The sequence below is a fragment of the Micromonospora sp. NBC_01740 genome (assembly GCF_035920365.1).
Lineage (GTDB): Bacteria > Actinomycetota > Actinomycetes > Mycobacteriales > Micromonosporaceae > Micromonospora > Micromonospora reichwaldensis.
In genome coordinates, this window is the sequence record NZ_CP109150.1 from 5,515,850 (window position 1) to 5,529,051 (window position 13,202).

Genomic DNA, 13,202 nt, shown 5'->3' on the forward strand with positions numbered 1-13,202 from the left:
GAGATGAAACCCTCCACGGGAGGTTGAATGAGACGATTGAAGGCGGCCTGGCCCCCGTAGATGTACCCCGGGCGGGACCCCGCCCACGATCTCGCGAAGGGTTCGCATGCAGCAGCCAGCACGGTCCGCCGCCGACAGTCACGACATGATCGAGGTGCGCGGCGCCCGGGAGAACAACCTCGCCTCCGTCTCGGTGGACATCCCCAAGCGCCGGCTGACCGTCTTCACCGGGGTCTCCGGCTCCGGGAAGTCGTCCCTGGTCTTCGGGACCATCGCCGCCGAGTCGCAGCGCCTGATCAACGAGACCTACAGCGCCTTCCTCCAGTCGTTCATGCCGAATGTGAGCCGCCCCGACGTCGACTCGCTGCGCAACCTCAGCGCGGCCATCGTCGTCGACCAGGAGCGGATGGGCGCCAACTCGCGTTCCACCGTCGGCACCGCCACCGACGCGTACGCGATGCTGCGCATCGTCTTCAGCCGGCTCGGCACCCCGCACGTGGGCGGGGCCGGCGCGTTCAGCTTCAACCTCGCCGAGGGCATGTGCCCGGCGTGTGAGGGCCTCGGGCGGGTCTCCGACCTCGACGTCGACGAACTCGTCGACGTGGAGCGCTCGCTCAACGACGGCGCGATCAAGGTGCCCAACTTCGCCGTCGACTCGTGGTACTGGCAGACCATCGTCCACTCCGGGCTGTTCGACCCCGACACGAAGCTCCAGGACTACACGCCGCAGCAGTGGCAGGACTTCCTCCACAAGCCGTCCACGAAGATCAAGGTGGGCAGCAACAACTGGACGTACGAGGGCCTGGCGGTCAAGGTGCGCCGGCTCTACCTGGCCAAGGACCGCGAGTCGATGCAGGCGCACATCCGGGCGTTCGTCGACCGGGCGGTCACCTTCACCACCTGCGCCGACTGCGGCGGGGCCCGGCTCAACAGGGCGGCACTCTCGTCCCGGATCGACGGGCGCAACATCGCCGAGTGCTCGGCGATGCAGATCAGCGACCTGGCCGGGTTCGTCCGCGGCATCGACGACCCGTCGGTCGCCCCGCTGACCGGCAACCTGCGCGACCTGCTCGACTCGCTGGTAGAGATCGGCCTGGGCTACCTCAGCCTGGACCGCGAGTCCGCCACCCTCTCCGGCGGCGAGGCCCAGCGGGTGAAGATGGTCCGGCACCTCGGCTCCAGCCTCTCCGACGTCACGTACGTCTTCGACGAACCGACGGTCGGCCTGCACCCGCACGACATCGCCCGGATGAACGACCTGCTGCTGCGCCTGCGCGACAAGGGCAACACGGTGCTGGTCGTCGAGCACAAGCCCGAGACGATCGCCATCGCCGACCACGTGGTCGACCTCGGGCCCGGGGCCGGCACGGCCGGCGGCCGGATCTGCTTCACCGGCGACGTCGCCGGCCTGCGCCGCTCCGACACCCTCACCGGCCGGCACCTCGACCACCGGGTACGCCTGCGCGAGCACGTACGCCGGCCGTCCGGCCAGCTGTCGATCCGCAACGCCGACCTGCACAACCTGCGCGACGTCGACGTCGACATCCCGCTCGGGGTGCTGACCGTGGTGACCGGGGTGGCCGGCTCCGGCAAGAGCTCACTGATCCACGGCTCGCTGCACCGCCGCGACGGCGTGGTGGTCGTCGACCAGTCGCCGATCCGGGGTTCCCGGCGCAGCAACCCGGCCACCTACACCGGCCTGCTGGACCCGATCCGCGCCGCCTTCGCCAAGGCCAACGGGGTCAAGGCCGCGCTGTTCAGCGCCAACTCCGAAGGCGCCTGCCCCACCTGCAAGGGCATCGGCCTGGTCTACACCGACTTGGCGATGATGGCCGGCGTCGCCTCGGTCTGCGAGCGGTGCGAGGGGCGGCGCTTCACCGACGAGGTGCTCACCTACCGCCTGCGCGGGAAGAACATCAGCGAGGTGCTCGCGATGCCGGCCACGGAGGCCCGCGACTTCTTCCCCGGCGGGCCCGCCCGGGCGATCCTCGACCGGCTGGTCGACGTCGGGCTCGGCTACCTCACCCTCGGCCAGCCGCTCAACACGCTCTCCGGGGGCGAGCGGCAGCGGCTCAAGCTGGCCATCCGCATGGCCGACAGCGGGAGCACGTACGTCCTGGACGAGCCGACCACCGGCCTGCACCTGGCCGACGTGGACCAACTGCTCGCCCTGCTGGACCGGCTGGTCGACGCCGGCAACACCGTCGTCGTCATCGAGCACCATCAGGCGGTCATGGCGCACGCCGACTGGCTGATCGACCTCGGTCCGGGGGCGGGACACGACGGCGGCCGGATCGTCTTCACCGGTACGCCGGCCGACCTGGTCGCCCACGCCGACACGCTGACCGCCCGTCACCTGCGCGAGTACGTGGGCCGCTGAGCCCTTGGCCCGACGAGGGCGACCCTTCTGACGCCGCACCGGGCCGGTCACGCCCGGCCCCGGATCGCATCGCTCTCCGGCCCGGATCGCATCGCCCTCGGCCGCCCGGGTCCGCATCCCCCGGTTGCCTGGCCAGGGGCGGTGCCCGGGGGCGCCCGCCGGGCGGTCAGCGTCCCGACACGGGGACCGCCCGGGCGGACGGCGCCGCCAGCCGGCGCGCCCAACGCCGTAACGGCGACACCGACGCCGCGACCGGAGTGAGCAGCCCGACGATGATCAGCAGGGCGTCGAGGAAGAGTGTGGCGAGTACGACGAGAACGGCCAGCGACGCCACGGTGCGGGCGGTCACCGACGCCGGGCGGGCCGGCGCCCGGTGGGCGCCGTGGTGGCGGACGGGGATGCGGGATGGAGCCATGGTGCCTGGTACCTGCCTCGGAAATCGGGGTGCGGCGCCACTCATACCCCTCGTGAGCTGCACAAACACGTCCGATGACAAGCACCACAGCCCGCCGCGCCCGACTGCCCCGTCGAAGGTAGTCGCCGCTGCGGTGCCCCCGGTGCGGTGCCCGGCTCGGGCGCGGCGCGATGCCGGCCAGGTGCGCGGCTCGACGCAGGGTGCGCGGCTCGGGCGCGGTGCGATGCCGGCCGGGCGCGCGGGTCGGGGCAGGCGCGCGGTGCGTCAGGTGAGGCGGCGCAGCCAGCGACGCTGCCAGGGCGTCTCCACGGCCCGCGGGCGGTAGGTGGCGCGCACCCAGTCCACCGCCTGCTCGGGCGGCAGCCCGTCGAGGATCGCCAGCGCCGCCAGCGCGGTGCCCGTACGCCCGGTGGCGCCCCGGCAGGCCACCTCGACGCGTTCGCCGCCGTGGGCGCGGCGCAGCGCCTCGGTCAGCGCGTCGACCGCGTCCGCCCGGTCGACCGGCACCCAGAAGTCGGGCCACCGGATCCGCCGGTGCGGCCAGGCGGGCACCGGCCCGGGGGCCAGCAGCAGGGCGAAGTCGGCGGGCGACGCCGCGTCGGCGATCCGTCGCCCCCGTACCCGCGTCCCACTCGGCAGTACGACGACCCCCACCTGCTCGCCCCACACCCGTACGTCACTCATCCCCCCATCCTCACGTCCACCCCCCTCCCCCGCCGCCCCGCCTCGCCCCCCATCCCGCTGTTGATCATGAAGTTATCGACCGATTCGATCTCCAAAAGCGGCAACAACTTCATGATCAACGGCGGATGGCGGGAAGAGGGGGCGCGTGGGTGGGTCAGGGTGGGGGTGGGGTTTTTGGGCGGGCGCGGAGGTGGGCGCGTTCGCCCTGCCTGCCGAAGAGGCTGAGGAACTCGACCGGCTCGGCGTCGGCCGACCCGAACCAGTGCGGTACGCGGGTGTCGAACTCCGCCGCCTCCCCCGGCGTGAGCACGAGGTCCTGGTCGCCGAGGACGACCCGCAGCCGACCGTTGAGGACGTAGAGCCACTCGTAGCCCTCGTGGGTCTGCGGATCGGGCTCCGCCCTGCGACCGCCGCCCGGGATCACCAGCTTGTACGCCTGGATGCCGCCGGGCCGGCGGGTCAGGGGCAGCATGGTCATCCCGTGGCGGGTGACCGGGCGCAGGTGGACGCGCGGGTCGCCGGTGGACGGGGCGTCGACGAGTTCGTCGAGTGTGACGCCGTGCGCCCTGGCCAGCGGGAGGAGCAGTTCGAGAGTGGGCCGGCGGGAACCGGACTCCAGCCGGGAGAGCGTGCTCACCGAGATGCCGGTCGCCACCGACAGGTCGGCCAGGGTGGTCTCCCGCTGCCGGCGCAGCGCGCGCAGCCGGGGACCGACCGCGCCGAGCGCCTGGTCCAGGTCGTCGTCCATGCTGCCATCTTGCCATCTTGGCAACAACATTTGCCACCATGGCGGCGGCGATCGCATCGTGGTCGCGGGAGGTGGTCACGGTGACCGATCAGTTGGATGGCAGCTACGACGTGGTGGTGATCGGAGGTGGCGCCGCGGGGTTGAGCGGGGCGCTGACGTTGGCCCGGGTGCGACGGTCGGTGGTGGTGCTCGACTCGGGCGCGCCGCGCAACGCCCCGGCCGAGGGCGTGCACGGGCTGCTGGCCCGGGAGGGGATCCGGCCGGCCGAGCTCCTGGAACGCGGCCGGGCGGAGGTACGCGGCTACGGCGGCCGGGTGGTCACCGGCGAGGTCGCCGCCACGAACCGCGACGACGACGGGTTCACGGTCACGCTGGGCGACGGCCGGACGGTGCGTGCGCGACGGCTGCTGGTGGCCACCGGGCTGGTGGACGAGCTGCCGGACGTCCCGGGGCTGCGGGAGCGCTGGGGCAGGGACGTCCTGCACTGCCCGTACTGCCACGGCTGGGAGGTCCGCGACCGGGCCATCGGCGTGCTGGCCAGCGGGCCGTTCTCGGTGCACCAGGCGCTGCTGTTCCGACAGTTGAGCGCCGACGTCACGTACTTCCAGCACACCATGCCGCCGCTCACCGACGAGCAGGCGGAGCAGCTGGCGGCCCGCGGCATCGGCGTGGTGGGCGGCGAGGTCGCGTCCCTGGAGGCCGTGGAGGACCGCCTCGTGGGCGTACGGCTGGGTGACGGCACTCTCGTGCGCCGGGAGGCCCTGGCCGTCTCGTCGCGGATGGTGGCGCGCGCCGGCTTCCTCGCGGCGCTCGGACTGCGACCTGCGGCACACCCGGCGGGCGTCGGCGAGCACGTCCCCTCCGACGCGACGGGCCGCACCGACGTGCCCGGGGTGTGGGTCGCCGGCAACGTCACCGATCCGGCGGCCCAGGTCGGTGCCGCCGCGGCGGCCGGCGTGGTCGTCGCGGCCCAGATCAACGCCGACCTCGTCGCCGAGGAGACCCGGCGGGCCGTCGCCGCCCACCGCGCCCCGTTCTCCACGAAGTCGGAGGCGGCACTCTGCGAGCAGGTGGTGGGCGACCGTCGCCACGGCCTCTGACGTCCCGACAGGCATCGGTGGGCGGTCCCGCCGGAAGCGCGGCGGCCCTGGCGGTGCACGGCGACCCAGCCGTAAGGCGGCCCGACGCGGGCGCGGCAGCCCAGCCCGGGAAGCGGCCTGAGCGGGCGGCGGCTCAGCCCGGGAAGCGGGCGCGGCGACTCAGGTGGGAGACGGCTCAGGTGGGAGGCGGACCGACGCGGGCGCGGGCCTTCCTGGCGCACGCGTCGAGCACGAGGCGGGAGTCCAGCCCGAGGCTCTCGATGGCGACCAGCGCGGTGAACGCCGCGTCCGCCAGTTCCGCCGCCACGTCCTCGCGACTGTGCGTGACACCCTTGCGCGGGTTCTGACCGAGCAGACCGATCCAGGCGCTCGCCGCCTCCCCCGCCTCCTCGGTCAGCTTGAGGATCCGGCAGGTCATTTCGGTCTGTCCGGTGCCGTTGGCGGCGTCCAACCAGCCGCGCGAGGCCCGGACCGCGTCCCAGATCGACTCGTCCACGCGACCAGTGAACCGGACGGAGGTCACGGTCCGTATCGCGGGACGGTTGGCGGGTAACCGGGTCCGGGTGATAGCAACAGGGACTAGCAGCGCAAGCGAAGGGACGTGTCGTATGCCGGAGACCGTGGAGACGGTGTTCACCAGCGTGGTCGCCCGCAATCCGGGCGAGCCGGAGTTCCACCAAGCGGTACGCGAGGTGCTGGAGAGCATCGGCCCGGCGCTGGCCAGACACCCCGAGTACGCCGAGGCGCGGATCATCGAGCGGATCTGCGAACCGGAGCGGCAGGTCATCTTCCGGGTGCCGTGGGAGGACGACCGCGGTCGGATCCAGGTCAACCGGGGCTTCCGGGTGGAGTTCAACAGCGCCCTCGGCCCGTACAAGGGCGGGCTGCGCTTCCACCCGTCGGTCTACCTCGGGATCGTGAAGTTCCTGGGCTTCGAGCAGATCTTCAAGAACGCGTTGACCGGGCTGTCGATCGGTGGCGGCAAGGGCGGCGCGGACTTCGACCCGAAGGGCCGCTCGGACCGGGAGGTGATGCGGTTCTGTCAGAGCTTCATGACCGAGCTGTACCGGCACATCGGCGCGGACACCGACGTGCCGGCCGGGGACATCGGCGTCGGCGGCCGGGAGATCGGCTACCTGTTCGGCCAGTACAAGCGGATCACCAACCGGTACGAGTCCGGGGTGCTCACCGGCAAGGGCCTGGCGTACGGGGGCGCGCAGGTGCGCCGGGAGGCGACCGGCTACGGGGCGGTCTTCTTCGCCGACGAGATGCTGCGGCAGACCGGCGACAGCCTGGACGGCAAGCGGGTGGTGGTCTCCGGCTCCGGCAACGTGGCGATCTACGCGATCGAGAAGGTGCACCAGCTCGGCGGGCGGGTGGTCGCCTGCTCCGACTCGTCCGGCTACGTCCTCGACGACAAGGGCATCGACCTGGAGCTGCTGCGCGAGCTGAAGGAGCAGCGCCGGGCCCGGCTCGACGACTACGCCCGGCACGTGCCGCACGCGGTGGCGGTCTCCGGCCGTACCGTCTGGGAGGTGCCCTGCGAGCTGGCGCTGCCGTGCGCGACGCAGAACGAGATCGGCGGCGCGGAGGCCGCGGCGCTCGTGGCTGGCGGCTGCGTCGCGGTGGTGGAGGGCGCGAACATGCCCACCACGCCGGAGGCGGTACGCATCCTCGGCCGGGCGGGGGTGCGCTTCGCGCCGGGCAAGGCGGCCAACGCCGGCGGGGTGGCGGTCAGCGCGCTGGAGATGCAGCAGAACGCCAGCCGGGACTCGTGGACGTTCGCCGAGTCGGAGCAGCGGCTGCGCGACATCATGCGCAACATCCACGACCGCTGCTGGAGCACGGCCGAGGAGTACGGGCTGCCCGGCGACTACGTGGCCGGGGCCAACATCGACGGGTTCCGCCGGGTGGCGGAGGCGATGCTGGCCCACGGCCTGATCTGACGGGGCGGCCGGTCAGTCGCGACAGCGCCGGCGCTGCCGACCGGGGGACGACGCGCGTCCCTCGCCCGGCAGCGCCGGCGGCTCAGAAGCTGCTGACCAGCTTCACGAACGCCTCGTCGATCATGGCGGGGTCGGTGGCGTCGAACGCCTTGCCCGACGACGCCTTGGCGATCCGGTCCAGCGTGGCGAAGTCCGAATCCCCGTCGAAGGCGATGCAGAAGACCTTCACCGGGCGCCGCGGGTCCAGGGCGACGTTCGCGAGCAGCCGGTTCAGGTCGTTGTCCCGGGCGTACTCGTTCTTGCCGTCGGTCAGCACGACGACGGCGTTGATCCGGTCCGGGTCGTACCGCTCGAGCACCTGCTCGTGAGCGGCCCGGACCGTCGCGTAGAGCGCCGTGTCTCCCGCGACGTGCAGGCCGGCAATCCGGCTGTTGATCCGTTTCTGGTCGAAGTCGCCGAGCCGGACCTCCTCCCGGTAGGGGCCGTCGGGCCGCTTCGAGGTCTCCGAGGAGAACGACCAGAGCCCGACCCGGTCCTCGGAGTTGAGCAGCGCGAGCCCCTTGGCCGCCGCCGCCGAGGCGACCTGGAAGCGCGTGCTGTTGCCGACCGGGGCCTGCATCGACCCGGAGGTGTCCAGGGCGATCAGGATGTTGGCCTTCTTGCGCAGCGTGCTCCAGCCGTCCAGCATCGCCTCGACCACCTCCGGGTTCGGCGGCGCGAAGTAGTTCAGCCCGCCGGTGGGCTCGGCGCCGACGCTGGCGAGCAGCTCCGCCGAGGCCCGCCGCTCGTGGTCGCGGAAGCCGAGGCGGACGAAGCTCTCCTGCTGGTCGTCCGCGGTCAGGAACTTCAGGAAGTCGTCCGCCGCCGCGCGCTGCCGTTCGTCGGCGGAGGGGAGCACCACGAAGGGGTGGTCCAGGTTGAAGGTGCCCTCCTTCGGGTGTACGGCGACCAGCGGCACCTTCGGCCGGGGGCCCCGCTCCTGGCCCTCCTGCCGCGGGCTCAGCCCGCCCTCGTTGTAGAGGTGGACCAGCTCCTCCTGCATGACGATGGCGCTCATGTCGCCGGCGCCCGTGCCGGCCAGGTCGGCCTCGGCGAGGTCGCGCAACAGCTCCACCGAGTCGTCGCTGTAGTGCGACACGTTGGCCTCGATCTGCCGGACGAAGCGGGTCACCTTCGGATCCGCCAGGTCCGACGTGGTGAGGTCGCTGGAGCGCTGCGCGGCGGCGTAGTAGGTGGCGATGGTCGCCGCCAGACCCGAGGTGGAGAGGTTCGGGTTGTCCTTGCCGAAGGTGAAGCGGCCCCACTCCGGTTTGCCGAAGCCCGCCCAGCCCTGCCGTCCGGAGAGGCCGAGAATCTCCCCCCAGCCCAGCGGCCCGCGCTGGCGTACCAGCTCGCCCTTGGGCTGCGGCATCGCGATGACCAGCGGGCTGTTGGCGATCGACGGGTAAGGGCCCGGGGTCTGCGGCGCCCGCCCGGCGGCCTTGTCGAGCAGCCGCAGCTGGCCCGTCCAGAGGCTCGACGTCGGCAACCAGACCTGCGGCTGCGGCAGGCCGGTGCCGCTCCAGCCGACGGCGAGCGCCTCGGTGGCCTTGCCCGAGTTCAGGGCGCTGACGTGCACCTGGGCGCAGCCGCCGCCGTCGAGCGTCCGGTCGCTGTCGTTGTACCGCGCGGCCAACTCGACCAGCAGCGCCGCCTTCTCGGTCGAGGCGTTGACGTCCAGGCGGACGGCGCAGTCGGCCCGGGACCGGTCGCTGCCCGCGTCCCGCTGCCGCACGAGCACGAACGCCCCGCCGATGACCAGCAGCCCGGCGGTTACGGCTGCGGTGTACGGCAACCACTGTCGTGCACGCGACGGGGCTGGGGCCATGGCGACGTCCTCCTCGGCGGTCAACTGGTGGCAGTCAACCTATCGGTGCGGTGCCACCGGCGGTGTCCGACCCGGCCGTCCGGGACGCTCACCCCCGCCCACCTGCGCACCCTCGGTCAGTGGCGGTCGGAGCGGCCGCCGAGGGCCGTCGCGACCAGCAGCCGCACCGCGTAGACCACGGCGAAGGTGGTCGCCCCGGCGGCCGCGGCCGCGTCCACCGTGCTCGACGCGACGTAGCCGGCCGCGGCGCCGACCGAGCCGAGGAAGATCGCGGTCGAGATGCCCCAGGCGTCGGTCGACTCGCGGCGGAGCCGCCGCCCCCAGCCGCCGCCCGCCTGGTCGGCGGGCGCGGAACCCGTGAACGGGCTCTGCGACGTCTGTTCAAGGCGCGTCGGCGCCGTCGGTTCCGGCCGGTCCGGCAGCGGATCCGACGCGGTACGGGGCAACGGCAGCGGCTGGCCCGGCGTCGGCGCGCCGGCGGTCTCGTTGCCGAGTTGGAGCACGGTCTCCCGGCGCAGCGGGCCCGCGTCCCGGACGTCCTGCCCGAGCAGCCGCATCAGCACCTCTTCGGCCTCCGGCCGCTCCGCCGGGTCCTTGGCCAGGCACTGCCGGATCAGCTCGTCGAGGCCCGGTGGCAGCGCGGGCAGGTCGGGCGGCTCGTTGAGCACCCGGTGCATCACCGCGAAGAGCGAGTCGGTGCCGAACGGTGGCCGGCCCCCGGCGGCGAAGGCGATGGTGGCGGCCCAGGCGAAGACGTCGCACGGTGGCCCGACCGAGTCGTTACGGAACCGCTCCGGGGCCATGTACGCGGTGGTCCCCAGCACCCGGCTGGTCACCGTCTCGGTGACGCCCAGGGCGCGGGCGATGCCGAAGTCGATCACCCGGGGGCCGTCCCGGCCGAGCACCACGTTGTCTGGCTTCAGGTCGCAGTGCACGATGTCGGAGCGGTGGATCGCGGCGAGCGCGGTGGCCGTACCGACGGCGAGCCGGTGCAGCGCGTTGCCGGCGACCGGGCCCTGCTCGCGGACGTGCCGGTAGAGGGTCGGGCCCTCGATGAACTCGCTGACCACGTAGGGGCGTTCGCCGTCGACCTCGGCGAAGAGCACCTGCGCGGTGCAGAACGGCACGACGCGGCGCGCCGCGGCGATCTCCTTCATGAACTGCGACCGCGCCCGCAGGTCACTCAGGTCGATGTTGATCATCTTGACGGCCACCTGGTGGCCCTGGTCGTCCTCGCCGAGGTAGACCACGCCCTGACCGCCCGCGCCCAGCCGACCGACCAGCCGGTACGGACCGGCGGTCACCGGGTCGTGCGTCCACAGTGGCACCAGCCCCGGCACCGGCGCGCCGGCCAGTCCTGTCATCCCGACTCCATCGCTGTCGTGTCCCCTGCCACCCGGCAGCGGAGGACACGGTCATGGTGCCATGCCGCCGCCTGCTGGCCGAGGGGTGCCCGACGGACGGAAGGCCTCCCCGGGGCGGGATCGGGTGGGCCGGCGCGGCGGTACGACCGAGGCGGTACGGGACGAGCTGGCGCCCGTCGGAGGTCTCCGACGGGCGCCAGCCGTTTCGCGGTGTCCGGGCACTGCCCGAAGGGGAGCTTCACCGTCAGCGCGCGGCTCCCATGCCGAAGCGGTGGCGCTTGCGCCAGACCAGCGACAGCAGCAGGAGCACCGCGCCGGCGCCGACGAGGCCGCCGCCGAACTTCATCGGGGTGCTCAGGCTGTCGCCCGTGACGGGCAGCGGCGGCGTGTGCTTCTTGAGCACGGTCAGCGTCGCGGTCGCCACCCGGTGGTACGTCTGGCCCTCGGCCCGGAAGGTGTACGTGCCGTGGTGACGCGGCGTGTAGGTGGTGCGGAAGTAGCCGTCGTCGTCAGCCGTGACCTCCAGGGTCCTGGGGTTCGGCTGGGGCGCCTGCTGGAACGAGACCGGCACCATCGCGACGATCTCGCCGTCGCTGCGGCGCGCCTGGTCGGCGCCCGGCACGGCGGCGGCGAGCGGGGACGTGCTGACGGTGATGATCACCGTCTCGCCCGGCCCCCAGCCCCTGCCGATCAGGGTGGCGGTCTGGCCGACCACGACGGTCGGCGGGGTCACGGCGAGCGTCGGGGTGCCGCCCGGCGGGTAGATCGGTGGTTGTGGCGTTCCGGTGCCCGGCGTCGGCTGCGGCTGCGCCGCCCCCGCTGCGGTCGGCACGGCCAGCACGGCCAGACCGACCGTGAGCGCCATGATGATGCGGGATAGCCGCATGATTGGTTCCCTCCTACTGATCACAGCTTGGTGCGGAAACAACTTGGGTGGTCCATGGGGTGGCGGTGGGGGTCAGCCACAGCTCGGCGGTACCGACGCCGGTGGTCGCCGTCAGGACGGTGACCTCCAACGTGCGGGAGCCCCCCGGGCCGACCTCGACGTTGGCGGTGCTCACCTGGCGGCGCCGTTCGGTGCCGCTGCCCACCGCCGTCTCGACGCCGTCCAGACGGGCGGCGAGCACCGCCCCACCGGCGGGGCTGTGCACCGACACCAACGTGCGGACGGTGTACGGGTCACCGGCCAGACCGAGGCCGAGGACCGACTCGCTGAGACCCGACTTCGGCGCCGACGAGCGCAGGGTGACCCGGAGTCGGAGTTCCCGGCGGCCGTCGGACCGGCAGTCGCCGACCGCCAGGGTCGCCGACGGCCGGAGGTAGTAGCCGAGCTTCGCGCCGCTGCCGTCGTTGAGGAACACGCCGACCGTGGGCACGGTGTCCTTCTCCGGAAGCGCCCCGGCCAACCGGCTGTCGCCGATCCTCCGTTGCTCTTCGTTTCGGGCACTCCAGAACAATATCCGGCGTTCAGTGACAGCACGGTCAAATGAGGACAACAACGCCTTCGGGTCTACATTCTTCGTGACCAGCGCGTCGAACACGGCGGCGGCGGAGGCGGCGAAGAAGGCGTCCTGTTCCTCGTTGTCCATCCGCTGGTAGCTGTCGCTGAGCACCGTCTGCACGACCTTCTCGGCGGCCAGCGGGACACCCCCGGGCACCATCACCGGGCCCGTGGCCTTGAGCAGATACGACAGCACCACCGGGTCGACGGCGAGCACCCCGTCCACGGTGGTGCCCGTACGCCGGCGGAACATCTCCCGGTAGAGGGCGGCGGCGGTCGGGAAGTGCGGGGTGAGGTTGACGTCGGCCGGATAGATCCCGGGCAGGTCGGCCCAGAGGCTGCGCACCTCGGCGGGCACCTTCAGCGGCGGCTGGAACCGGCCCAGCGTGCTGCTGGTGCCCTGCCGCCCCATCCGGACCCGGCCGTCGGCCGCGTGGATGACCGCGTACGCGCCGATCATCCCGCCGGTGGCGCGCAGCTCGGCCGGGTTCTGGGAGACCACCAGGTAGGTGCGGGGGCCGTCGGCGCCCAGCAGCCCCGGCAGCAGCCGGCTGGCCTCGTCCGCGGCGGCGGTCAGGCCGGCCAGCCGGTCGATCTCGCCCCGCAGGTCGCCGAGCGCCTGCCGGACCTGACCGACCAGGCCCTCGGTGGGCACCGTCGCGAGGCTGTCCCGGGCACCCTGCACCGTGGCGTTGACCCTGGCCAGCTCGGCCGACAGGGCCCGCAGCCGACCCACGTCCAGCCGCCCGCCCGCCGGCACCAGGCTGGTCAGGTCGGCGCGCAGCAACGGCGGGAACGCCTGCCGGGCCAGGTCGTCGATGGCCACCGAGATCTGCCGGACGGCCGCCAGGTTGTCCCCCGCGTACGGGGCGTGCCGACCGACCCACCAGCCGGGGTCACCGGTCGCCGCCCGGGCACTGCCGGACTGCTCCTGGAGCGCCGCGAGGGTGCGCTGCGCCCGGGCGGTGTCACCCCCGACCACCTGGGCGCTCAGCTCCCGGGCCAGGCCGGCGGAGTTGAGCAGGTGGGCGCGGGCCTGCCAGCCCCGGAAGCCCACCCAGCCACCGGTCAGCAGCAGCAGCGAACCCACCACGAGGGCGGCGAGCAGGGCCCGGCGCAGCTGCCGCCGTCGGCGGGAACCACCACGCCGTCGACGCGGTCTCGCGCTCTCCGTCACACCACACGTCCTTCCTGGGG

At 73.0% G+C, this 13,202-nt stretch carries 11 protein-coding genes; 3 read left to right on the top strand and 8 right to left on the bottom strand.

Annotated elements, in window-relative coordinates:
* Positions 1–106 precede the first annotated feature (106 nt).
* Entirely contained in the window at positions 107–2,380 is a 2,274-nt protein-coding gene (locus OG989_RS24405) for an excinuclease ABC subunit UvrA (RefSeq protein ID WP_327028581.1), read from the top strand.
* A gap of 166 nt (positions 2,381–2,546) precedes the next feature.
* On the opposite strand, the gene OG989_RS24410 is transcribed toward OG989_RS24405, so the two are convergent.
* The 3 genes from OG989_RS24410 to OG989_RS24420 form a co-directional block, all read right to left on the bottom strand.
* Positions 2,547–2,795 carry a hypothetical protein gene (locus tag OG989_RS24410; RefSeq protein ID WP_151455819.1) on the bottom strand — a complete coding sequence of 83 codons (249 nt, stop codon included), beginning with the start codon at positions 2,793–2,795 and terminating at the stop codon, positions 2,547–2,549.
* 264 nt (positions 2,796–3,059) lie between these two features.
* On the bottom strand, positions 3,060–3,479 hold the full coding sequence (locus OG989_RS24415) for a protein-tyrosine phosphatase family protein (protein ID WP_327028582.1): 420 nt from the start codon (positions 3,477–3,479) through the stop codon (positions 3,060–3,062).
* Between the two features lie 154 nt (positions 3,480–3,633).
* Positions 3,634–4,227 carry a helix-turn-helix domain-containing protein gene (locus OG989_RS24420; RefSeq protein ID WP_327028583.1) on the bottom strand — a complete coding sequence of 198 codons (594 nt, stop codon included), beginning with the start codon at positions 4,225–4,227 and terminating at the stop codon, positions 3,634–3,636.
* A gap of 80 nt (positions 4,228–4,307) precedes the next feature.
* Here OG989_RS24420 and OG989_RS24425 point away from each other — a divergent pair, with 80 nt between their 5' ends.
* Positions 4,308–5,327 (top strand): NAD(P)/FAD-dependent oxidoreductase, encoded by a 1,020-nt coding sequence (locus OG989_RS24425; RefSeq protein ID WP_327028584.1) that lies wholly within the window; start codon positions 4,308–4,310, stop codon positions 5,325–5,327.
* A gap of 175 nt (positions 5,328–5,502) precedes the next feature.
* Here OG989_RS24425 and OG989_RS24430 read toward each other — a convergent pair whose 3' ends face one another.
* On the bottom strand, positions 5,503–5,823 hold the full coding sequence (locus tag OG989_RS24430) for a MazG-like family protein (RefSeq protein ID WP_151455153.1): 321 nt from the start codon (positions 5,821–5,823) through the stop codon (positions 5,503–5,505).
* A gap of 112 nt (positions 5,824–5,935) precedes the next feature.
* On the opposite strand from OG989_RS24430, the gene gdhA reads away from it, so the two are divergent.
* The gene (gene gdhA, locus OG989_RS24435; RefSeq protein ID WP_132234528.1) at positions 5,936–7,273 is read left to right on the top strand and encodes an NADP-specific glutamate dehydrogenase; all 1,338 of its coding nucleotides are present in this window, start codon (positions 5,936–5,938) and stop codon (positions 7,271–7,273) included.
* Between the two features lie 82 nt (positions 7,274–7,355).
* Here gdhA and OG989_RS24440 read toward each other — a convergent pair whose 3' ends face one another.
* The 4 genes from OG989_RS24440 to OG989_RS24455 all read right to left on the bottom strand — a co-directional run bounded on the left by OG989_RS24440 (position 7,356) and on the right by OG989_RS24455 (position 13,182).
* Positions 7,356–9,107 carry a substrate-binding and vWA domain-containing protein gene (locus OG989_RS24440; protein WP_327028585.1) on the bottom strand — a complete coding sequence of 584 codons (1,752 nt, stop codon included), beginning with the start codon at positions 9,105–9,107 and terminating at the stop codon, positions 7,356–7,358.
* Positions 9,108–9,256: 149 nt separating this feature from the next.
* Positions 9,257–10,504 carry a serine/threonine-protein kinase gene (locus OG989_RS24445; RefSeq protein ID WP_151455150.1) on the bottom strand — a complete coding sequence of 416 codons (1,248 nt, stop codon included), beginning with the start codon at positions 10,502–10,504 and terminating at the stop codon, positions 9,257–9,259.
* A 244-nt stretch (positions 10,505–10,748) separates the two neighbouring features.
* On the bottom strand, positions 10,749–11,390 hold the full coding sequence (locus OG989_RS24450) for a hypothetical protein (protein WP_151455149.1): 642 nt from the start codon (positions 11,388–11,390) through the stop codon (positions 10,749–10,751).
* 13 nt (positions 11,391–11,403) lie between these two features.
* A complete protein-coding gene (locus OG989_RS24455; RefSeq protein WP_327028586.1) occupies positions 11,404–13,182 on the bottom strand; it encodes a DUF4012 domain-containing protein in 1,779 nt (592 codons plus the stop codon).
* Positions 13,183–13,202 lie beyond the last annotated feature (20 nt).